This is a genomic window from Xanthomonas sp. LF07-6 (assembly GCF_034105445.1).
GTDB lineage: Bacteria > Pseudomonadota > Gammaproteobacteria > Xanthomonadales > Xanthomonadaceae > Xanthomonas_A > Xanthomonas_A sontii.
On record NZ_JAXGGI010000004.1, the window covers coordinates 106,921 to 128,080 of the forward strand.

Here is a 21,160-nt window from a genome sequence, read left to right on the forward strand (position 1 = left end):
CTCTCGTGTTCGCCGGACACGGTTAGAACCGCCACCAGGCGGCCACGAACGGACCGCCCGCACCGCCGGTGTTGCGCCCGGCCACCGGCTGCTGGTAACCGAGCTGCAGCTGCGTGCCGCCGGGCAGCGTGTACAGCACCGAGGCCTGCAGCTTGCTGAAATCGAAGTTGTTGCCGCGGATCGGCGTGTTGTCGCCCGGCGCGTAGATCCGGTTCGGCCCCTTGCCGTTGCCCAGGCTCTGGATCACGTTGAACTCGCCGATCAGCATCCAGCGCGGCGCCAGCGCCACGCCGCTGGACACGTCCAGGCGTGCCTCGTCGGAGGCGTCGCCGCCGCGCAGCCGCACCGCCGTGCCGAGGTCGACATAGCCGTCGTGTTCGCCCAGGCGATAGCCGCGGCCGACGCTGTAGCGCAGCTCGGCGCCGTAGTCGCCCTGGCCCAGTGCCGGCCGCTCGCCATCGCGCTGGCGCGCATACGCGGGCACCAGCGCCAACACCTGCAGCGCGCCCTGCCAGGGGCCGTCGCGGCCGTCCGGGTCGAGCCGGTAGCGCAGGCCGATTTCCTGGTCAGACCAGCCGCTGCTGTGGCGGTCGCCGTAGCCGCTGTCGTTGCGGTAGCCGACCTTGCTGAAATAGAAGTTGCCGACCAGGGTCAGGTCCGCGCTCAGCCCGTATTCGCCGTAGAGATTGAGCTGGTCCTGGCGGCTGCGCCCGGCATCGGGGAAGTTGCCCGACTGGCCGTGGCTGTTGAACACCGCGCCGCCATTGGTATGGCTGGCCTTGAGGATCACCAGCCCGTGACCGGCCTCGTCGACCCAGGCGCTGGCCCAGCAGGGGCCGGCCGCCAGGGCGAGCAGCGCCAGCGCCAGCCGCGCGCGGCGCGCAGGCGTGGCGCGGTGGGCAGCGGGCATGGGCACAGCGGACGCGCAGGCGCGCGCGTGGGTGCGCGGACGCACGCCGTCGAAATCATGCATGGTTGAGTTCCTGGTGGGGTTCCCCCGAACCGGAAAGCAGGCGCGGTCCAGGAGAGATCGGCGGAACACGTCATTTGTTAAGTGACGTACTTCCCAATATAGCGAATTTATGTTGCCATGCCGCACGCGCGCGCAACGCGGCCGATTTCGTTCAGCCTGGGCGGCGCCAGCACAGCCGGGCGAAGGTGACCCAGGCATGCAGCCAGATCACCGCCCACACCGCCACCCGCACCGGCCAGGCCCGGGTCGGCGCCTCGAACTTGCGGAAGTAGCGCCACAGCCCGCGGTGCTTGTGCCACTCGACGAACCACGGGCTTTTGCGGCTGGACACGCCGCGCACGTGCAGCACGCGCAGGCGGTTCAGCACCGCCACCGTGGCACCGGCCTGGCGCACCCGGCGGCACAGGTCCAGGTCCTCGGCATGCAGCCGATAGCCGGCGTCCCAGCCACCGATGCGGGTGAACAGCGCGCGCGGCAACAGCATCAGCGCGCCGGACAGCGCCGGCACCGGCTGCAGCGGCTGCGCCGGATCGGCCGCCAGCGCCAGCCGCGAGCCGGCCAGAGGATGCCGCAACATCGCCGCGAAGTCCGGATCGCGGCGGCGTACCGCGGCGTCGGCGCGGCCGTGCTCGTCGACCTGCTCCACGCCCAGCAGCGCCTCGCCGAGCGCGGCGGCCTGCGCGCGCAACTGCGCCAGGGTGTCGGGCTCGACCATCAGGTCGGGATTGACGAAGGCCAGCCACGGCGCGTCGCTGGCCGCGGCGCCCTGGTTGCAGGCGGTGGCGAAGCCGGGGTTGTCGGGATTGGCGATGAAGCGCACCCGCGCATCGTCCAGCGCGTGCCGCTGCACCACGGCGAGGGTGTCGTCGCGCGAGGCGTTGTCGACCACCCGGATCTGCGCCACCTCGGCTGCCGCGCGCAACCGCTGCAGACAGGCATCGATGGTGCTGCCGCTCTCGTAGGTCACCACCACCACGGCTATCTGCTGTTCGCTCATCCGCCAATTATCCCGCATGTGCCGCCCGCCACGCGCACGGCGGGCATGGCGGCGGCGGCGATTGCCGCGCATACTCTGCGCCCCGTGCGCTGCGCGGCCGCCTGCGGCCCCGCGCGCATGGGAGACGGAGCGATCCGTGTCCTCTCCTTCGCCCAGTGCAGATGCCGGTCAGCGTTGTTTCCTGTCCCAGGCTGCCGCCCCACCCCGCAGACCGCGCGCGCCGCCCGAGCCCGCGCCCATGCCGAGATGCCGGCGGCGCCCGCTTCTCCGCTCCCGATCGCGCGACCGGGCCCTGTCCCAGGCCTCCTCGCTTCTGGTCTAGACCAACCACCCGCAAGGGCCGCGCTGTGGCGCATGGCATGCCCAGGCTGCGGCCGCTGGCACGGCGCGCCGGGTCGTGCCGGCACCGCGAGGCACGCGCATGAGCGCCCGCCACCAGATGCACGGCATGGGCACGCAGACCGTGGCCGCCGACTGGCCGCCGCTGTCCGACGGCGAGGTGGAAGCCCTGCTGCAGCAGTACGCCCTGCCCGGCCGCCTGCACGCCTTGCGTTGGCACAGCCCGCGCCCGTTTTCGGCGGCGGCGGAGGTCGAGACCGGCGTCGGCACGCTGTTCGTCAAGCGCCACCACCGTCGCGTGCGCGACCTGCACGCGCTGGGCGAGGAGCATGCCTTCATCGCGCAGCTGCGCGCGCAGGACGTGCCGGTGCCGGAGGTGCTGCGCAACCGCGATGGCGCCAGCGCGGTGCGGCGTGGCCACTGGACCTACGAGGTGATGCGCGCCGGCGAGGGCGAGGACCGCTACCGCGAGGCGATGTCGTGGACGCCCTTCGCCGACACCGCGCAGGCCGCTGCCGCCGGCCGCGCGCTGGCCGCGCTGCACCGCGCCGCCGCCGGCTACGCCGCGCCGCCGCGCAGCACCACCGTACTGGTCGCCAACCTGCGCCTGTTCGGCCAGCCGCAGCCGTTGCAGGCGCTGGAACACGATCTGGCACGGCGTCCGGCGCTGGCCGCATGGCTGCAGCAACGCGACTGGCAGGACGACCTGCGCGTGCAGTTGCTGCCCTGGCACGCGCAGGCCTGGCCGCTGCTGCAGACACCGCCGCCGGCACTGTGGACGCATGGCGACTGGCACGCCTCCAACCTGCTGTGGCGCGGACACGGCACCGCCAGCACGGTCAGCGCGGTGTTCGATTTCGGCCTGGCCGACCGCAGCTTCGCTCTGTTCGACCTGGCCACTGCGATCGAGCGCAATCTGATCCCGTGGCTGCAACTGGACGACGGCGGCACCGCCGTCGCCGACCTCGACCAGCTCGATGCGCTGCTGCACGGCTATGCCACGGTGCTGCCGCTGGACGCGGCGCACCTGCGCCTGCTGGCCGCGCTGCTGCCGCTGGTGCATGCCGATTTCGCGCTCAGCGAGATCGAGTACTTCGCCGGCATCACCGGCTCGCAGGCGCACGCCGACATCGCCTACCGCCGCTACCTGCTCGGCCACGCCGCCTGGTTCGGCGAGGACGAAGGCCAGCGGCTGCTGCGGCACCTGCAGCGGCGTGCCGCGGCCGCGCCATGAACCACCGCATCCACCCCGACACATCCGCCGTCACGCCTGCCGCGCACGCACCGCGCGGCGCTGCCGCTTCCCACTTTCGTTTCGTTTGCCCGAGGTCGTTCCGCATGCTTCCCACCCGCCGTTTCCCCGCTCCGCACGCCCTCGCGCTGGCCCTGGCCACCGTCCTGCCGTTGCCGGCCCTGGCCGCCGACGATGCGCCGGCATCCGCCAGCACGCAGACCCCGGTCGAACTGGACGCGGTCAACGTGCAGGGCCGGCAATCGCACAACCGCAGCAGCCTGAGCGGCTACGGCGACGCGCCGCTGCTGGACACGCCGATGGCGATCGACACCATCGATCGCACGCAGCTGTCCGACCGCCAGGTGCGCGTGCTCAGCGAGGTGCTGCGCGCCGACGCCGCGGTCGGCGACAGCTACGCGCCGATCGGCTACTACGAGAACTTCCTGGTGCGCGGCTATTCGCTGGATGCGGCCAACAGCTACCGCATCAACGGCCTGACCATCGCCGGCGAACAGAACGTGGCGCTGGAGAACAAGGAGCAGGTGCAGGTGCTCAAGGGCCTGTCCGGGGTGCTGTCCGGCATCACCACCCCGGCCGGCGTGATCGACTACCAGACCAAGCGCCCCCAGCACGTGCGCAGCCTGGTGCTGAGCGGCGACGACGACGGCAGCCGCGGCGCGGCGGTGGACCTGGGCGACTGGTTCGGCAGCGAGCGCCAGTTCGGCCTGCGCGTCAACGCCGCGCACGAGACCCTGCGCAGCTATGTCGATCACGCCGACGGCCACCGCAATTTCCTGTCGCTGGCCGCGGACTGGAACATCGACCCGCAATCGACCCTGCAACTGGACGTGGAGTACCAGGACCGCCAGCAGCGCTCGGTGCCGGGCTACCAGTTGATCGGCGGCACGCAGTTGCCGAGCGGAGTGTCCGTGCATCGCCTGCTCGCCTACCAGCCGTGGTCCAGGCCGGTCGGCATCGAGGCGCTGAATGCGCAGGCGCGCTACGAATACCGCTTCAGCGACGCCTGGCATCTGCAGGTGGCCGCCTCGCACAGCCGCGCGCTGATCGACGACTACTCCAGCTTCGCCTGGGGCTGCTACGGCGCGGCCAGCTGCGCCGGCGACGCGGTGCCCAACCATTTCAGCCGCGAAGGCGACTACGACATCTACGACTACCGCAGCCCCGCCGACAGCCGCCGCAACGACGAACTGCAGGCGATCGCCAGCGGCAGCGCCAGCACCGGCGTGCTGCAGCACCAGTTCCAGGTCGGCGTCGACTACCTGCATCGCACCATCGACCGCCACGGCTCGATCAACGAGATGATCGGCAGCGGCAAAATCGACGCCGATCCGCCGCTGCTGTCGCCTGCCGACGCCGTGCTCGGCCCCAAGCGTCGGCGCCTGGACAGCGCGCAGACCGCGCTGCTGGCCAGCGACCGCATCGGCATCGGCGAGGCCTGGCAGTTGCTGCTGGGCGCACGCCAGGTGCGCTACGACGAACGCGCCTGGGACCGCGACGGCAGCCTGACCCGACGCACGCGCCGTTCGGTGTTTCTGCCGCAGGCGGCGCTGCTGTTCAAGCTGCGGCCGTCGCTGTCGCTGTACGCCAGCTTCGCCAAGGGCCTGGCCCCCGGCGGCACCGCGCCGTGGTTCGCCAGCAACGCCGACAGCATCCTCGCCCCTACCAGCGCCTACCAGCGCGAGGCCGGCATGAAGTTCGAGCGCGATGGCGTGACTTTGGGCGCGGCGCTGTTCGACATGCGCCAGGCCAACCAGTACGCGCAACCGCAGGCCGACGGCAGTTTCCTGTTCGTGCAGCAGGGCCGCCTGCACAACCGCGGCATCGAACTGTCCGCCGCCGGCACGCTGGGCGCCGGCCTGCACCTGCAGGCCAGCGTCGCCGGCATCCGCGCGCGCGCAGAGGACACCGGCACGCCGGGCGACGAAGGCCACCAGGCACTGAACGTGCCGCGGCTGCGCGCCAGCGCCCAGTCCAGCTGGGACGTGCCCGGCGTCAGCGGCCTGGCGCTGCTGGGCGGCGCGCAGTACAGCGGCGCCAAGTACGCCGACCGCAGCGGCCAGGTCGCCGTCGGCGGCTACAGCGTCTACACCCTCGGCGCCCGCTACGCCACCCGGCTGGGCGCGGTGCCGACCACACTGCGGCTGAGCGTGGACAACCTCACCGACAAGCGCTACTGGCGCGACGTCGGCGCCTACGAAGGCGACGATTATCTGTTCCTGGGTGCGCCGCGGACGGCGCGGCTGGCGGTGCAGTTTGATTTTTGAAGGGCCGGGAATGGGGAATGGGGATTCGGGATTGGTAAAAGCCAAAAGCGGGACATGGCGCGTCACCTGTGTCGGAGCGGCTTCAGCCGCGACGCGCTATTGCTGACCGGTCGCGACTGATTCCCACAGACAAGCGCTGCTCCTTCGACGAACACTGTCTTCTTCGCTCACAAAAGCGCCTACCCCTGTTCTCCGGATCCACCATGAGGTCATCCACTGCTGCCACTTTCGAACACCAGCCGCGCCGATGACCAAGGTGGCAATCCACTGTCATGCAGTCGAGACGCGCGAAGTGATGTGCTTTCCGATGGCGCAATGCGTCGGGACTGAAGTCCCTCCCACAGTGCACTCGGCCGGTTTGCCGCCAGCCCCTGCGGGAGCGGCTTCAGCCGTGACGCGCTATTACTGACGGGTCGCGGCTGAAGCCACTCCTACAACACGCGCGTAATGCACTGCGCTCGCGAACAATCCCCAATCCCCAATCCCCAATCCCCACTCCCGGCCTCCCCACCATGTCCCCGCTCGAATTGCTCGCCGTACTGATCAACGTCCTGGGTGTATGGCTGACCGCGCGGCGGGTGCGTTGGTGCTGGCCGGTCAACGTGGTGGCGGTGCTGCTGTACGCGTGGCTGTTCTATCAGTGGAAGCTGTATTCGGACATGCTGCTGCAGGGCCTGTACGTGGTGCTGCAGGGTTACGGCTGGTGGCGCTGGAGCAACGGGCTGGGCGACGACGGCAAGGTCCAGGTCGGGCCGCTGCCATGGGGCGAAGGCCTGCGTTCGCTGCTGGCCGGCGCCGTCGGCGCGGCGCTGTTGGGCTGGTGGATGCACCGTCACACCGATGCGGCGCTGCCGTGGCTGGACGCGGCGTTGTCGGCCTTCAGCGTGGTCGCCAGCGTGTGGGCCGCGCGCAAGCGCATCGCCAACTGGGGCCTGTGGATCGTGCTGGACTGCGTCTACGTCGGCGTGTTCGTGTACAAGGGGCTGTACCCCACCGCCGCGCTGTACGCAGGTTTCGTGGGGTTGGCGGTGTACGGACTGCGCCTGTGGCAGGCCGATCTGCGCCGCGCGCAAGCCGGCACCTGACACGCCACGCGCTCTTTGCTGCCTGGCGGCACAGCGCGTGACGTCGTCAACTCGATGCGAATGGCGCGCCGCAGCCGCACGAGCATCACGCGAACATCAGTCGCCCGCATCGTCCGCGGCCCTGCCGGCAGCGTAGTCTTGTCAGCAACGCTTCTCCACGCTCTGGATTTCGCATGCACTTCGCCACCACCGCCGGCTTCGCCCAACGCATCGCCGATGCGCTGCTGGCGCGCATCGCCGCCGGCGAATGGCGGGCGGACCAGCGCCTGCCGGTGGAGCGCGAACTGGCCGCGCTGTTCGGCTGCACCCGCATCACCTTGCGCGAGGCGCTGCAGCAACTGGAATCGGATGGGTACATCTACCGCGAGAATCGCCGCGGCTGGTTCGTCAGCGCGCCGCGGGTACGCCACGACCCCAACAGCATCGCCGGCTTCATGCAGTACGTGGCCGCGCAGGGCGGCGTCCCGCGCACCGAACTGCTCGCCGCGCAGCGCCAGCCGGCCGGCCCGGCGCTCGCCCGGCACCTCCACCTGGACGATCCCGATGCCGAGGTGTTCGTGCTGCGACGCCGCCGCTGGATCGGGCGCCGCGCCGTGCTGCTGGAGACCAATGCGATCCTCGCCGCGTGGGCGCCGCGCCTGCTCGATCACGACCTGGCCGGCTCGCTGAGCGCCGTGCTGACCCAGCGCCTGGGCTTGCGCCAGGCGCGCAGCCGGCTGTCGATGTATCCGGCCACGCTCGATGCCGAGCAGGCGGTGCTGCTGCAATCCACCGCCGGCACGCCGTGCTTCCGTCTGCAACGCGTCAGCTACGATCCCGACGGACGTGCCGTGGAATTCGACATCGAGTCCTGGCGCCACGATGTGCTGGAAGTGTCGGTGGATGTCTACGCGCCGCCGGAATGAGTCCGGCTTGTTCGCTATCGCGACACGAGGCGGAGACGCAGCGGACCACACCCGCTCCCACCCAGGAACCAACAGCGACGCCGCTAGCGTCTGATCGCATATCAGTCGTGACCGACTGCCGCGCCAGCCGAGGGGTCAGGGAGCAACGCTCCAACAACCCTATAACAGGCGCACGTCGGCAATTTCCGCCTCACCACCAGAACCATAGACGATGGCTGCCCTTGCCGATGGCGTAGTCCCCCTGCCCGTTCGCAATGCCCGCGATGCCTTCCCGCAACGCCGCAAGCCACGCCGAGCCGACCTCAAGTGCAGCCGGCGCTGCGTCTACGGGAAAAGACCAGTGATCGTCGGTCGTGGACAGCGTGAAGCGCAGCTTCTCCGGCGCCACCCAAGCGGCGAGCCCGCGCCGGTTGTTCGGCACGCCAAGTTCGGTCTTGCTCGGTGCAGTAATGAGAAGCGTGCGGGAACCGGCGCCGTCGGCAGCCAAGGCGTCCAGCAACGCCAACAGCGACTGTCATCCAGCTGGATCTGCGTTGAGATGCCAGCCGGGATAATTGCGCTCGTTCTCGAGATAGCGCCACAGCGAGATGCGGCCGGTTTGCGTCCAGCGATGGGCAAGCCGCAGGTCGGGCGGCGACAGGCTAGGCATCGAACAACGCCCGTTGCGGATCCGGCGGCGGCAGCGTGTCGTACAGGCGCTGCAGCTCTTCGCGGCAGGCGCGCAGCGGATCGTGCATCAGGAAGCCGGCCAGGCGCGCGTGCCAGGCCGGCCAGCGCGTGGCCAGCGCATCCATGTCGCCGTCGGCGGCGCGGCCTTCGCCGCTGCAAGCGACATGCGCGGTCTCGCACAGCACGTTGCGCCAGCCGAGTCCGGCCATGCGCAGCGACAGGTCGGTCAGCGCCGCATACCAGGAGCCATAGCTGCTGGCGTCCAGGCCGCCGGCACGCTGCCGGGCCACGCCACGCAGCACCACCGCATGGCACACCGCCGACGGCAGTTCCGGATGCAGCGGCGGCAGCGCCGCGCAGGCCCGCGCCAGGCGCTCGGGATCCTCCGGCGGCGGATTGATCTCGCCCAGCCGCGGCCACGCGCAGGCTTCGCCGGCATTGCTCCACGGCGTGGCGCTGGCGATGGCCGCGTCGCGCGCCAGGCAGGCGCTCAACTGCAGCAACCAGCCCGGCCCGGGCTGCGCGTCGGCCGCCAGCACCGCCACGTCCGCATCGCCGCAGGCACGCAGCATCTCGTCCACATGCGCCACCTCGCCGAGCATGCGCGGCCGCCGCGTGTAGTCGGCCTGCAGGCGCGTGCGCGCCAGCCAAGCCTCGATCACCCGGATGCCGCGCGGGCCGGCCTGCGCATCGTCGGCCAGCCACACGCGGGTGCCGGCCGGGGTGTTCGCTTCCAACGCGCCCAGGCAGGCGTCCAGCGCGACGTCGTCGACGCCGACCGCCAGCAGCACGATGGGCAGGCTCACCCGCTTACTTCTTGCCGCGTGCCGGCAGCGGCTTCATGGCCTCGAACTTCTGTCCGTATTCGTCGGTGAGATTGCGCGCTTCCTGCGGGTTGCGCACGATCGAGGGGGTCAGCAACACGATCACTTCCTGCCGATTACTGTCCTGGGTCTTCTGCCCGAACAGCGCACCGACCACCGGCAGCTTGCTGAGGTACGGCACGCCGTTGCTGCCGTCGGTGGTGCTGTCGCTGATCAGGCCGGCCAGCATGATGGTGTCACCGCTCTGTACCGCCGCCTCGGTCTTGACGCGACGGGTGTTGATCGGGACGTTGCAGGCGACGCTGGTGCCGGCGCTGGTGCCGCAATTGGTCGGCGCCGCGCCGGGCGAACTGACTTCCTGGACGATGTCCAGGAACACCATGCCGTCCTTGGTCACACGCGGACGCACCTTGAGGATCACGCCGGTATCCAGGTAGTTCACCGAGGAATATGTAGCGCCGGTGCCCAGGCCCGTGTCGACGCTGACTGAATTGATCGGGATGCGCGTGCCCACGTTGAGTGTTGCTTCGGCATTGTTGCGAACGAACACCGAAGGCGTCTGCAGCAGTTTGACATTGGTGACCTGATCCAGCGCAGAAATCACCGCGGCTGCGTTCCTGCCCAGGAAGGTCCAGCCCAAACCGCTGCTGCCAGTGATGCTGCCGGCGATGTCGCCCCAGATCTTGCGGCCGGCCGCGCTGGGCAGATTCGCGCCACCGCCAATGCCGATGTTGTCGGCATTGGCCGGCGCATTCACCGCCTGCTCGAAGTACCAGTTGACGCCATACTTCAGTTTACCGGTCAGATTGACCTCGGCCACCTGCGCCTCGATATGCACCTGCATCGGCATCACGTCGAGCTTCTCGACCACGTCGCGGATCGAGCGCCAGGCCTGCGGGGTCGAGCGCACCAGCAGGGTGTTGGTTTCCTCCACCGCCGACACGCCGACCTTGTCGCCCTGCACTTCCAGGGTCACGCTGCCGTTGCCGGACGTGCGCGGCGACAACTGCAGGCTGCCATTGCCCAGGCCGCCACCGCTGCTGCCGGAGGAGCTGCTGCTGCCCAGGCTGTCGCTGCTGCTGCCCAGGCTGCCGCCCAAACTGCCGCCGCCCAGGCTGCTGCCGTCGCTGCCGTTGAAGCCGCCCAGGCCGCCGCCGTTCAACTGGCTCATCTGCGAGCCCGGCATCAGCGAGGCGTTGGAGTCGCCTCGGTTGCCGCCGCCGGCGCCGAACACTTCGGCCAGGCGGTCGGCCAGATCCTTGGCCTTGATGTACTTGAGTTCGTAGGAGAACAGCCGCGCGCCGCCGCCGGCGCTGTCGATGCGGTCCAGCCACTCCTGGATCTGGTCCAGGTAGCGCGCCTGCGGGGTGATCACCAGCACCGCGTTGGCGTTCTCCAGCGGCATGAAGCGGAACATGCCGGCGCTGGGGGTCTTGCTGTTCTCGCCGAACACCTTCTCCAGGTCGGCCGCGACCTGTTCGGCCTTGCCCGACTGGATCGGGAACACCCCCACCGACATGCCCGACAGCCAGTCGACGTCGAAGATCTGCACGGTGCGCAGGTAGTTCTCCAGCTCGGCACGGGTGCCGCCCAGGGTGATGACGTTGCGCGAGCCGTCGATGCCGACGATGGCGTTCGGCCGCGCGTACGGCTCCAGCACCTTCTTCATCTCGCTGGCGGAGATGTACTTTAGCGGCACCACGCGCACCTCGAAGCCGCGCGCGTTGGCCGGCGAGGCGGTGCTCGGCGCCACCGTGCCGGCCAGGGCCTGGTCGGCGGGGACGATGTTGTAGCGGCCGCCGCTGTAGACCATGCGCGCGTTGTTCCAGCCCAGCACCATCTCCAGCAGGTTCAGCGCCTGCGCCGGCGACACCGGCTTGGGCGTGGCCAGGGTCACCGTGCCCTGCACGCCCGGCGCGATCACGTAGTTCTGCCCGAGCATGTCGCCGAGGATGGCCTTGACCACCGCCTGCAGCGATTCGCCCTCGAAGTTGAAGGTGGCGCTGCCGCTGCTGGCGTTGCCCAGCGACGGCGCCGGCGCCGCGGCGGCCGCGGAATTGATCATGGTGCCGCTGCCGCGGCGGATCACCGGGGTGGCGCGCTCGGGCAAGGCGTTGGGATCAGCCGGGCCGCCCTGGCCGTCGCTCTGGGTGCTGCCGGCCGCGCCGACCTGGGGGTTGATCGCGGCGCCGCGACGGATGTCCGGCGAGGGCGTGGTGGCGCAGCCGGCCACCAGGCCGATGGCGAGGAACAGGGAAAACAGACGCGGCGTCATGCGATCACTCTTCAAGGGTTCTGACCTGAGGGGTTGTTCTGGCGCTGTTGCTGCAATTGCCGACGGCGCGCTTCGATCCGCTCGCGGATGGCCTGCAACTGCTCCGACGACGGAGCCGGCGACGACGGCTGAGGGGCGCTCGGGGTCGGTGCCTGGTTCGGCACCGGGTTGGGGGTGGACTGGTTCGGCGGGCGCGGCGCGTTGGCGTTGGACTGGCCATTGGGCGCGGACGCCGGCGGCGGCATCTGCCCCTGCGCGGCACGCCCGGCCTGGCCGAGCACGGTCGGCGGCTGCCCGCCCTTGCCGTCGAACACCTTCAATTCCAGGGTCTGGGTGCCGCCGCTGCCGCTGACCGTGGCCTGGCGCGGCGCCAGCGACAGCAGCCGCCAGCCCTGCACGGCGTCGCCGCCTTCCTTGAGGCGCAGCGATTCGCCCTGCTCGGTGGTCAGCGTCGCCATCTTGAAGCGGTCGGTGAGCAGCACGCCGGTCAGGCGCACGTTGGGCGCGGCGGCCTGGCCGTTGTCGGCGCTGAGGAAGAACGGATGCGGACGGCGATCCTCGGCGAACACCGGGCGTGCGGCGATCTCGCCGTACTGCGAGAAATCGCCCAGGCGCTGTGTGGTGGCCGCGGGCAAGCCTGGCAGCCGCTGCAGCATCGACGGATCGTCGGGCAGCGGCGCCACGCGTTCGCCGAGCCCGCCCAGGCCCAACGCCCAGATCAGCAGCCCCCACAGCGCCAGCGTACCCAGCCACACGGTACGCAGGCCCATCGCTTCAATTCGCATGGCGGCCCTCCACCTGTTGCGGCAGGTCCGCCGGCGCGGCATTCGCGGCGCCGGGCGCACCTGGCGGGTTGGTCGCGCTGGGCGTGGCCGGCGGCGGCGACGGCACGGCGGCCGGCTCGGTCGGGCCAGCGCCGGCGGAACCGCCGGCGTTCATCACCGGCGTGGCCGCGGCGGGGGCCGCTGCTGCCGACGGGTCCGGTGTGGCGGACGCCGCCGGCAGCGCCGGCATCGCGTTCGGGCGCAGGTAGCCGGCCAGTTCGAAGGCCACGTCCAGGCCGTTGCCGCTCTCGCCGGGCGAGAGCTGGTAGCGCTGCGCCATCACGTTGAGGTTGTCGATGAACAACGCCGGCGTGCCGCTTTCCAGCGCATGCAGTACCGCCGCCAGCTCCGGCGTGCCGCAGCGCAGACGCACCTGCACCGCAACGCGGGTGAAGCGATCGCTGCGGTTGTCGGCGGCCAGCGGCGAGCGGTTGCTGATCGCGCAACTGCGGTTGCCGGGACTGGCCGTGGCCACCGCGCTTTCCAGGCGCTGCACCAGGCCGGCCGAGGCCAGTTCGGCCGACGTCTCGCGCAGGAAGCCCGGGCGCGTGGTCAGTTCGCGCTGCGCCTGCTGCAGCCGTTGCGCCACCTGCGGCGCCTGCTGCAACTGCATGCGCACGCGCAGTTCGCGCTGCTGCAGTTCCTGGATCTGCGCATCGACCTCGCGCATCGGCACGGTCCACCACGGATGCACCAGCACCAGGTAGCCCAGCGCCAGCGCCGCCAGCAGCAGGCCCAGCGCCAGCCAGCGGTCGCGCTTATCGACCTGCACCGGCATCGGCGGCCTCCTTGCGCTTGGTCCCGGCCAGCTCGGCGGTGAGGGTGAAGCGGTCGCGGTGGCTGCCCGGGTCGGCCTGCAACACGCCGGTCAGCGAGGGCGTGCGCCACAGCGGCGAACCTTCCAGCCGCCCGACCAGCGACGAGGCTTCGCTGCTGAGGCCGATCAACTGCAACTGGTTGCCCTCGATCGAGAACTTCTCCAGATAGGTGCCCTCCGGCAGGCGCTTGCTCAATTCGTTCCAGACCTCCACCGAGGCCGGGCGCTCGGCACGCAACTGGTCGAAGAACGCGGCGCCTTCGACCAGATCGACCAGCTGCTGGCGCTGCGCGGCGACTGCGCGCGCGCGCTGCGCACCGCTGTCCACCTGGGTGCGCAGGTGCTCCAGCGCATCGCGGCGGTTGTCCAACAGTTGCCAGCCGGCCGCGCACAGCGCCAGCAGCGCGGTGGCGGCAAGGATCGCGTTCCAGCGCCGCATCGGGTCGGCGCGACGGTGGCGCTGTTCCTGCGGCAGCAGATTCACTCCCAGCGGCGCACCATCGCTGCCGGCGACGTCGATGCCGGCCAGGGTCGGGCGCAGCGCGCCGGCGCTGGCCTGCAGGTCGTCCAACACGCGGCGCGGGGCCACCACCAGTTCGGCGTCGAGCTGGGCGTCGTCGCGGCGACCGTCGGCGCGCACGTCGTAGATCACCTGGTCGGCCTGGAACGGGGTCTGCCGGTCGATCTCGAACTTCACCACCTCGCGCAGGTGCTCGGCGGCCGCCGCCGGCAGGCGCAGATGGCGTTGCAACGCCGCCTCGGCCGGCAACAGCCACACCCGCGGCAGCGCCGCCAGGCGCGGCCCCAGCAGCGCCTCCAGTTCGTCGGGCAGCAGCGGCCACGGCAGCGCCAGCGGCGCGCCCAGTTCGGACTCGACCTGCCGCGCCAGCATCAGCTGCTCGCCCTCGCGCCACAGCAGCAGCCGCGCCTGCGACCAGCCCAGCTGCAGTTGCCAGCGCGGCGGCAGCCACGCCATCAGCGAGCGCTGCCACCAGGCCAGCAGCCCGCCCGCACCGGGGGCGATGCGTACGCCAAGTTTGTCCATCGTGTCGCGCCACGCCGTCATCGCACCGTCGTTCCTTCTTCCCAACGCAACACAGTGTAGGCGGAGCCCGGCAGCGCCGACGAGCCTGGGCGCACCACCGCGCGCAACACGCCCTCGCGGCCATTGCCCAGCCGCGCCCGGCTTTCGATGCTGTAGGTGCCGCCACCGCCCATGCCGACCATGCCGAGCTGGGTCTGGTCGGTGCGTTCGCGCTGCGCCAGCACCTGCTGCGCGTCCAGGCCGAGCGCGGTCAGCACCGGTCCCGGCGCGAAGTCCGGCGTCGGCCGCGACACCCCGCCATACAGGGTCAGGTTGGGCAGCAGCTTGGCGTACAGCTCCGGGTCCATGCCCAGCACCAGCTGCAGCTCGGCCAGGCTTTCGAACGGCGCATCCTTGGCGCCGTAGGGCAAACCGGCGGCGGCATAGTCCGGATCCTCGGCGCCATTGGGCTGGGTCAGGTTGTCGGGATCGCGCCAGTCCACGATCGCCGCGGCGATGCGCTCGGCGCGCTGCGGATCTTCGCCGACCGCGCGCACCAGCGCCGCCAGCAGTTGCGCATCGGCCATGTTCAGATCGACCTTGCCGCTTTCATCGGTGACCCGCAGGTCGACCGTGGCGCCCTCGTACTGCCAGCGGTAGCGCCGGCCGTCGGCACGCCAGCCCGGCTGCGTGGGGGTGCCGGCGAGACGGGTCAGCGCGTATTCCAGGCCGGCGCGGGCGCGTTCCTGCGCCTCGGCGCCGTCGCCGAGCACCTTGCCCTGCAGGTTCTCGGTGCGCGCGGTCAGCGCGAAGGCGCCGATCAGCGCGGTCAGCAGCGCGATCAGCCACAGCACCAGCACCAGCGCCGCGCCGCGGTGGCGATGCGTCGCGCTCATTGCCGCATCTCCGCGCCACCAGCCTGGCGCAGCGCCACCACCAGCGGCGGCCACGCCGTGCCGTCGCCGCTGCGCAACTCGATCGAGACCAGCAGCGGCAGCGTGTCGGTGCGCTCCCAGCGCTCCTGCCAGGGGCCGATGGTGCCGCGCTCCGGGTCCAGGCCGCGGTAGCGGAAGCGCACCTCGCGCAGGTCGCGCGCCAGCGGCTCGGGCGGGCGCGGCGGGGTCTCGGCGAGTTGCTTGCCGGCCTGCACCTGCACCAGCGCGATCGCCAGTTGCCGGTGGTCGCCCTCGCCGCTGACGCGCAGGTCGTGCAGGTAGGGGCCGCCGCGGCCGAGGTACTCGGGCAGATCGGCCACGAACTGCATGCGCTGCGGTTCGCCGACAAAACGCACCGGCTGCAGGGTGTGTGTGTCGATATCCAGCGGCAGCGATTGCGCGCCGCTCAGGCGCCTGCGCAGGAAGCCCTCGACCGCGCGCATGCGTTCGCTGCGTCCGGCGATCGCCTCGCCGCGGCCGCTGATCGCCATCGCCGAGCGCAGCGTGGCGAAGGCCAGGGTCAGGCCGCCGACCAGCAGCACCGTGGCTAGCAGCACTTCGATCAGGGTGAAGCCGCGCGCGGCGGCGCGCGGCGGCGCGCGCGTGGTCATTGCGGCACCCCGTTGCCTTGCGGGGCGACCAGGCGCAGGGTCTTCCACTGCAGCGCCTGCGCCGGCGCATCGCCCCAGCGCACTTGCAGGGTCAATTGCAGCAAGGTCGGCGCGCCGGGCGTCACCGCGGCATCGGGCGGCCGCCGCGGGTCGGCGTAGGGCGCCACGTCCAGGGTCCAGCGGTAGCGACCCTGATCCAGCGTGCCCTGGCTGCGCCCCGGCTGCAGCGGCTGCTCCACGCCCTGCGCCGCCAGCAGCGACTGCGCGTACAGGGTGGCGCGGCTCAACTGGTCGGCACGCTGCACCTGGCGTGCGGCGCCGGACAGCGAGCCCAGCAGCAGGGTCAGCGCCAGCGCCAGCAGCGCGAACGCCACGATCACCTCGATCAGGGTGTAGCCGCGCTGGCGGTTCATGGGCCCGCCTGGTCCGGTGCGCGCCCGACCGTGACTTCGCCGGTCAGCCAGGTCACGTCGACGCGCCAGCGCGCCTGGCGCGCCTGCAGGTCGATGCGCCCGCCGGTGGAGGCGCCGTCCTCGAAGAACTGGATCGCGCCCTCGCCGTCGCGGCGCTGCGCCTGACGCGCACCAGTGAAGCGGATCGTCAGCGACGGCGGGATCTCGCCGTGGCGGCCGTTGGGCGCCTGCCAGCGATGCGCCTGCGGATCGATCAGGAACCGCTGCGGCTGGCCGCTGGCGATCGCCTGGGCGCGGGTGTAGCGCAGCTGCGAGGCGATCTCCTTGGCCGCCGAGCGCAGGCGCATGCCGTCGATGCCGCCGGTCAGCACCGAGGCCGCCAGCAGCGCGGCGATCGCGATCAGGCCCACCACCAGCAGCATCTCCAGCAGCGACACGCCGCGCATGCGCGCACGCGCAGCCGGCGCGCACGCCGGCACGCCGAAGCGCAGCGCGCCGGCAGGGGCCCGTATCACGGCGCCGGATCACTCGTACTTGATGTCGGCGTCGTAACTGCTGCCGCCGGGCTGGCCGTCCTTGCCCAGGCTGATCAGATCGAACGGCCGGCCTTCGCCGGGCACCTTGTATTCGATCGGGTGGCCCCAGGGGTCGTTCAGTTCGGCCGGCTTGGCGTACGGACCGAGCCAGCCGCTGACGCCGCCCGGCGCGGTGACCAGGTCGTCGAGCTTGGACGGCAGCTTGCCGGTGTCGAGCTGGTAGTTGTCGACCTTGCCGGCCAGGGTCTGGATCTGCGACTTGGCCAGGTTGGCCTTGCCGCGGTCAGCGCCGCCGAGCACGCGGCTGCCGACCAGGGTCAGCACCGCGCCGATCAGCACGATGACGATGATGATTTCCAGCAGGCTCATGCCCGCCTGGCGTGCGGCGGACGGGGAACGGGTCAGGGAGCGGCGAAGAGTGCGCATTGCATCAGATCCTTGCGGTGGAAGACCTATGTAGCCGAACACAGTGACGATGGCAGCCGGCGGCGGCCGGCGGTACAGCGGCGCGTCACGCACGCCGTCACGCCGGGCGGTGGAGGATCCGCGCCGCGCGCACGCACGGCCGCGGCCGGCGCGCGCGGCGCCGCTGGCAATGGGACAGGGGCGGCGGCGGAAGGTTCCCGGCCGGGACCGCGCGGCGTCACATTCCGCGGCAGTCGCCCGAGGCCCGGACGGGGCCGGGCGTTCGGCGCCACATGCGCCATGGCGCCCCGCGCGGACGCAGCAGGCAAGGCCGCTGCCGTCCATGGCGTCGCATTACCGGCTCCGGAGAGACCGGCCCGGCCATCCATGGCCGGGCGTTCGGCCATGCGCGAACCGGTGGTTCGCAAGCGCATGGCCTCCTTCGATTCATTGATCCGCTGCGCCAGACGCACGCGCTGCCATCCGTGGCGCAGCACTACGAGCGCCGGAACCACCGGCCCGACCATCCCTGGCCGGGCGTTCGGCACCACATGCGCCATGGCGCACCGCGCGGACACGCCAGGCAAGGCCGCTGCCGTCCATGGCGTCGCATTGCCGGCTCCGGAGAGACCGGCCCGGCCATCCATGGCCGGGCGTTCGGCCATGCGCGAACCTGCGGTTCGCAAGCGCATGGCCTCACCCAATCGCATTGGTGAGGTCGTAGAGGGGGACGAGGACGGAAATGATCACCAGGCCGACCACCGAGGCCAGGACCAGGGTGATCGCCGGCACCATCGCCGCCAGCAGGCGGTCGATGGCCTGCGCGGTCTCCTGCTCGAAGGTGTCGGCGGTCTTCAGCAGCATGATGTCGAGCGCGCCCGATTCCTCGCCGACCTGGATCATCTGCAGCGCCAGGCGCGGGAAACGCTTGCCCTTGGACAGCGACGCCGACAGCCCATGGCCGTTCTTGACGTCGTCGGCGGCGGCGCCGACGTCGGCGGTCAGCGCCAGGTTCGACAGCACGTTGCGGGAGATGCCCAGCGCCGCCAGCAGCGGCACGCCGTTGCGCAGCAGGGTGCCGAGGGTACGGGTCAGGCGCGCGGTCTCCAGCCGCGAAATCAGCACGCCGACGAAACGCTGGCGCAGCAGCCAGGCGTCGAAGCTGGCACGGAACGCGGGGTCGCGGCGCTTGCGATCCACCGCCAGCACGGTTACCCCGGGCACCACCAGCAGCACGATCCACCAGTCGCGCACGAACAGGCCCACGCTCAGCACCGCCTGGGTGAACCACGGCAGGGCCACGTCCAGGCTCTCGTACATCTGTGCGAACTGCGGCACCACGTAGCCGAGCAGGAACAGCAGCGCGCAGCCGACCACGCTGACCAGGATCGCCGGATAGATCAGCGCGTTGATCACCCGCCCGCGCAGTTCGCGGCTGCGCTCCAGGTACTCGGCCAGGCGCTGCAGGGTGTCGTGCAGGCTGCCGCCGGCCTCGCCGGCGCGCACCATGTTGATGTACAGGCGCGAGAACAGCCCGTGCTGGCGCTCCAGCGCGGTGGACAGCGGCGCACCGCCGCGCACCGCGTCGCGGATGTCGCCGACGGTGCGCTTGGAACGTTCGTCCTCGGGCAGCTCGAGCAGGATCGACAGCGCGCGATCCAGCGGCTGGCCGGCGCCGAGCAGGGTCGCCAGCTGCTGGGTGAACTGCACCAGCGCCGCGCCGTCGAACGGCTTGGGCCGGAACAACCCGCGCAGCGAGGTGCCGCCGCCTTCGGCGGCGAGCCGGGCCTGCATCGGCATATGCCCCTGCTCCTGCAGGCGCAGCGCCACCTCCGCCTCGCTGGCGGCTTCCATCTGCCCTTCCAGGACCTCGCCATGCGAGTCCAGGGCCTTGTAGCGATAGAGCGGCATCAGGACTGAAGCTGGGACTGGAGAATGGGGAATCGGGAATGGGAACGCGCGTCGTGCGCGGTCCATGCGTTCCCGAGCGCGGACCGCCGGCGCATGGCGCGGCGACACGTCGTCACCACCGGAGCGCACGCCGCGCGCATCAGGTTTCCTCCGTCACGCGCAGCACTTCCTCGATCGTGGTCTGGCCGCTGAGCGCCTTGGCCAGGCCGTCCTCGTACATGGTGCGCATGCCGGCCTCGCGCGCCAGTTGCTCGATCTCGCCCATGCCGGCGTGGCGCATCACCGCACGGCGCAGCACGTCGTTCATCACCAGGAATTCCATGATGGTGGTACGACCGACATAGCCGGTCGGCGCGATCGCCGAGGGCCGCGGGCGGTACAGGAAGATCTCGCCTTCCGGCTGCAGCCGGCGCAGTTCGAACTTCTCGATCTCCTCCGGCGAGGCCGCATAGCGCTCGGCATGGGTCGGCTCCAGCCGCCGCACCAGGCGCTGGGCGAGGATGCCGTTGATGGTGGAGGTCAGCAGGTAGTCCTCCACACCCATGTCGAGCAGGCGGGTGATGCCGCCGGCGGCGTTGTTGGTGTGCAGGGTCGACAGCACCAGATGGCCGGTCAGCGCGGACTGGATGGCGATGCGCGCCGTCTCCAGGTCGCGCATTTCGCCGATCATGATGATGTCCGGGTCCTGGCGCACGATGCTGCGCAGCGCATGCGAGAAATCCAGGCCGATCTGCGGCTTGGCCTGGATCTGGTTGATGCCCTCGATCTGGTACTCGACCGGATCCTCGACGGTAATGATCTTGACGTCGGCGGTGTTGAGCTGGCTCAGCGCGGTGTACAGCGTGGTGGTCTTGCCCGAGCCGGTAGGGCCGGTGACCAGCAGGATGCCGTGCGGCTGCTCCAGCACCTTGCGGAACTGCGGCAGGAACGCGTCGGTGAAGCCGAGCCGGTGGAAGTCGAACACCACGGTCTCGCGGTCGAGCAGGCGCATCACCACGCTCTCGCCGTGCGCGGTGGGCACGGTGCTCACGCGCAGGTCCAGTTCTTTGCCCTGCACCCGCAGCATGATGCGGCCGTCCTGCGGCAGACGGCGCTCGGCGATGTTGAGCTTGGCCATGATCTTGACGCGGCTGATCACTGCCGCGGTCAGGTTGGCCGGGGGGCTCTCGCCATCGATCAGCACGCCGTCGACGCGGTAGCGCACCTTCAGCCGGCTCTCGAACGGTTCGATGTGGATGTCCGAGGCGCGCAGTTCCACCGCGCGCTGGATCACCAGGTTGACCAGGCGGATCACCGGCGCCTCGGAGGCCAGGTCGCGCAGGTGCTCGATGTCGTCGGCGGCGACGCTGTCGCCGTCGGCAGTTTCCACGATCGCGCCCATCGCGCTGCGGCCCTGGCCGAACCAGCGCTCGATCAGGTCGTCGATCTCCGAGCGCAGGCCGACCCGCGGCAGCACCTGCAGGCCGGTGGCCAGGCGCACCGCGTCGGCGGCGTACGCGTCGTGCGGATCGGCCATCCACAGTTCCAGCACGCCGTCGCGCTCGCCGAGCGGACACACATGGAACTGCTTGAGGAAGCGCAGCGACAGCGGCTGCGCCTCGGGCAGGCTCTCCGGCGCGGTGGCCGGCAGCTGCTTGGCGTCGAGCAGGGGCAGGCCCAGGACTTCGGCGCTGAGCTCGGCATGGTCGCGCTCGGAGACCAGGCCCAGGCGCGCCAGCAGCGCCAGCAGGCTGCCGCCGGACTCGCGCTGCAATTGCCGCGCGCGCGCCAGGTCGCCGTCCTTGAGCCGGCCCTTGGCCAGCAACGCCGCGATGATGCGGGTTTCGGGCGTCTCCACGGCGACGGCAGTGTCCTTCACGAGCGCATTCACGCGATCCCTCCCAGATGACCGTGCGACTTTAGCAGTTCGGCATGACCCGACGCCGAATCCGGCGCACTCCCCCGCCGCTGTCTACCGGGCGGCCAGCGGACCGGCACCGGCAGGCCCGCCAAGGTCATCGGCCTGACATCCTGGCAGGACATGCTGGGAAGTTGCGTTGCGCGCTGCAGCGGTCGCGGAGTGGGCCGACACGGCGCTGCCCCAGATGCAGGAAACCCG

The 21,160-nt window shown here is 70.9% G+C and carries 18 protein-coding genes and 1 pseudogene; 4 read left to right on the forward strand and 15 right to left on the reverse strand.

The window, feature by feature from the left end:
* Positions 1-22: 22 nt before the first annotated feature.
* Together SLW56_RS09450 and SLW56_RS09455 are read right to left on the reverse strand one after the other, a co-directional pair.
* Positions 23-973, reverse strand: coding sequence for a hypothetical protein (locus SLW56_RS09450; RefSeq protein ID WP_267113185.1), 951 nt, complete (start codon positions 971-973; stop codon positions 23-25).
* A 151-nt stretch (positions 974-1,124) separates the two neighbouring features.
* Positions 1,125-1,970 carry a glycosyltransferase family 2 protein gene (locus SLW56_RS09455; RefSeq protein ID WP_043093231.1) on the reverse strand — a complete coding sequence of 282 codons (846 nt, stop codon included), beginning with the start codon at positions 1,968-1,970 and terminating at the stop codon, positions 1,125-1,127.
* Positions 1,971-2,391: 421 nt separating this feature from the next.
* On the opposite strand from SLW56_RS09455, the gene SLW56_RS09460 reads away from it, so the two are divergent.
* The 4 genes from SLW56_RS09460 (at position 2,392) to SLW56_RS09475 (ending at position 7,818) form a co-directional block, all read left to right on the forward strand.
* Entirely contained in the window at positions 2,392-3,543 is a 1,152-nt protein-coding gene (locus tag SLW56_RS09460) for an aminoglycoside phosphotransferase family protein (protein ID WP_320694755.1), read from the forward strand.
* 104 nt (positions 3,544-3,647) lie between these two features.
* A complete protein-coding gene (locus SLW56_RS09465) occupies positions 3,648-5,828 on the forward strand; it encodes a TonB-dependent siderophore receptor (RefSeq protein WP_320694756.1) in 2,181 nt (726 codons plus the stop codon).
* 512 nt (positions 5,829-6,340) lie between these two features.
* Positions 6,341-6,913, forward strand: a complete 573-nt coding sequence (pnuC, locus tag SLW56_RS09470; protein ID WP_267097161.1) for a nicotinamide riboside transporter PnuC — start codon at positions 6,341-6,343, stop codon at positions 6,911-6,913.
* Positions 6,914-7,086: 173 nt separating this feature from the next.
* A complete protein-coding gene (locus SLW56_RS09475) occupies positions 7,087-7,818 on the forward strand; it encodes a UTRA domain-containing protein (RefSeq protein WP_267097162.1) in 732 nt (243 codons plus the stop codon).
* Positions 7,819-8,008: 190 nt separating this feature from the next.
* Here SLW56_RS09475 and SLW56_RS09480 read toward each other — a convergent pair whose 3' ends face one another.
* The 13 genes and pseudogenes from SLW56_RS09480 to gspE form a co-directional block, all read right to left on the reverse strand.
* Positions 8,009-8,323 carry a hypothetical protein gene (locus tag SLW56_RS09480; protein ID WP_320694757.1) on the reverse strand — a complete coding sequence of 105 codons (315 nt, stop codon included), beginning with the start codon at positions 8,321-8,323 and terminating at the stop codon, positions 8,009-8,011.
* A gap of 136 nt (positions 8,324-8,459) precedes the next feature.
* Entirely contained in the window at positions 8,460-9,293 is an 834-nt protein-coding gene (locus SLW56_RS09485) for a hypothetical protein (protein ID WP_043093238.1), read from the reverse strand.
* A gap of 4 nt (positions 9,294-9,297) precedes the next feature.
* Complete coding sequence (gene gspD, locus SLW56_RS09490) at positions 9,298-11,586, reverse strand: type II secretion system secretin GspD (RefSeq protein ID WP_043093240.1); 2,289 nt, start codon at positions 11,584-11,586, stop codon at positions 9,298-9,300.
* A gap of 11 nt (positions 11,587-11,597) precedes the next feature.
* Complete coding sequence (xpsN, locus tag SLW56_RS09495) at positions 11,598-12,371, reverse strand: type II secretion system protein XpsN (RefSeq protein ID WP_026143492.1); 774 nt, start codon at positions 12,369-12,371, stop codon at positions 11,598-11,600.
* 172 nt (positions 12,372-12,543) lie between these two features.
* A pseudogene (gspM, locus tag SLW56_RS09500) lies at positions 12,544-13,188 on the reverse strand (type II secretion system protein GspM); the annotation flags it as partial.
* Positions 13,169-14,293: a PilN domain-containing protein gene (locus SLW56_RS09505; RefSeq protein WP_152237094.1), complete on the reverse strand. Its 1,125-nt coding sequence runs from the start codon at positions 14,291-14,293 to the stop codon at positions 13,169-13,171. The pseudogene gspM and the gene SLW56_RS09505, both read right to left, overlap by 20 nt.
* A complete protein-coding gene (locus tag SLW56_RS09510) occupies positions 14,290-15,147 on the reverse strand; it encodes a type II secretion system protein GspK (protein WP_017908494.1) in 858 nt (285 codons plus the stop codon). The genes SLW56_RS09505 and SLW56_RS09510 overlap by 4 nt, the downstream gene beginning before the upstream one ends.
* Entirely contained in the window at positions 15,144-15,797 is a 654-nt protein-coding gene (locus SLW56_RS09515; protein ID WP_017914611.1) for a type II secretion system protein J, read from the reverse strand. The genes SLW56_RS09510 and SLW56_RS09515 overlap by 4 nt, the downstream gene beginning before the upstream one ends.
* Complete coding sequence (locus tag SLW56_RS09520; protein ID WP_017908496.1) at positions 15,794-16,210, reverse strand: prepilin-type N-terminal cleavage/methylation domain-containing protein; 417 nt, start codon at positions 16,208-16,210, stop codon at positions 15,794-15,796. The genes SLW56_RS09515 and SLW56_RS09520 overlap by 4 nt, the downstream gene beginning before the upstream one ends.
* On the reverse strand, positions 16,207-16,656 hold the full coding sequence (locus tag SLW56_RS09525; RefSeq protein ID WP_043082891.1) for a GspH/FimT family pseudopilin: 450 nt from the start codon (positions 16,654-16,656) through the stop codon (positions 16,207-16,209). Before SLW56_RS09525 ends, SLW56_RS09520 begins: the two co-directional genes overlap by 4 nt.
* A 78-nt stretch (positions 16,657-16,734) precedes the next feature.
* A complete protein-coding gene (gspG, locus tag SLW56_RS09530) occupies positions 16,735-17,172 on the reverse strand; it encodes a type II secretion system major pseudopilin GspG (protein WP_026143220.1) in 438 nt (145 codons plus the stop codon).
* A gap of 675 nt (positions 17,173-17,847) precedes the next feature.
* Complete coding sequence (locus SLW56_RS09535) at positions 17,848-19,062, reverse strand: type II secretion system F family protein (protein WP_152237093.1); 1,215 nt, start codon at positions 19,060-19,062, stop codon at positions 17,848-17,850.
* Positions 19,063-19,201: 139 nt separating this feature from the next.
* The gene (gene gspE / locus SLW56_RS09540; RefSeq protein ID WP_017908692.1) at positions 19,202-20,932 is read right to left on the reverse strand and encodes a type II secretion system ATPase GspE; all 1,731 of its coding nucleotides are present in this window, start codon (positions 20,930-20,932) and stop codon (positions 19,202-19,204) included.
* Positions 20,933-21,160 lie beyond the last annotated feature (228 nt).

Coding starts and splice junctions, on each gene's coding strand:
- SLW56_RS09450 (WP_267113185.1), bottom strand. CDS start 973: ATGCATGATTTCGACGGCGTGCGTCCGCGCACCCACGCGCGCGCCTGC.
- SLW56_RS09455 (WP_043093231.1), bottom strand. CDS start 1,970: ATGAGCGAACAGCAGATAGCCGTGGTGGTGGTGACCTACGAGAGCGGC.
- SLW56_RS09460 (WP_320694755.1), top strand. CDS start 2,392: ATGAGCGCCCGCCACCAGATGCACGGCATGGGCACGCAGACCGTGGCC.
- SLW56_RS09465 (WP_320694756.1), top strand. CDS start 3,648: ATGCTTCCCACCCGCCGTTTCCCCGCTCCGCACGCCCTCGCGCTGGCC.
- pnuC (WP_267097161.1), top strand. CDS start 6,341: ATGTCCCCGCTCGAATTGCTCGCCGTACTGATCAACGTCCTGGGTGTA.
- SLW56_RS09475 (WP_267097162.1), top strand. CDS start 7,087: ATGCACTTCGCCACCACCGCCGGCTTCGCCCAACGCATCGCCGATGCG.
- gspD (WP_043093240.1), bottom strand. CDS start 11,586: ATGACGCCGCGTCTGTTTTCCCTGTTCCTCGCCATCGGCCTGGTGGCC.
- xpsN (WP_026143492.1), bottom strand. CDS start 12,371: ATGCGAATTGAAGCGATGGGCCTGCGTACCGTGTGGCTGGGTACGCTG.
- SLW56_RS09505 (WP_152237094.1), bottom strand. CDS start 14,293: ATGACGGCGTGGCGCGACACGATGGACAAACTTGGCGTACGCATCGCC.
- SLW56_RS09510 (WP_017908494.1), bottom strand. CDS start 15,147: ATGAGCGCGACGCATCGCCACCGCGGCGCGGCGCTGGTGCTGGTGCTG.
- SLW56_RS09515 (WP_017914611.1), bottom strand. CDS start 15,797: ATGACCACGCGCGCGCCGCCGCGCGCCGCCGCGCGCGGCTTCACCCTG.
- SLW56_RS09520 (WP_017908496.1), bottom strand. CDS start 16,210: ATGAACCGCCAGCGCGGCTACACCCTGATCGAGGTGATCGTGGCGTTC.
- SLW56_RS09525 (WP_043082891.1), bottom strand. CDS start 16,656: ATGCGCGGCGTGTCGCTGCTGGAGATGCTGCTGGTGGTGGGCCTGATC.
- gspG (WP_026143220.1), bottom strand. CDS start 17,172: ATGCGCACTCTTCGCCGCTCCCTGACCCGTTCCCCGTCCGCCGCACGC.
- SLW56_RS09535 (WP_152237093.1), bottom strand. CDS start 19,062: ATGCCGCTCTATCGCTACAAGGCCCTGGACTCGCATGGCGAGGTCCTG.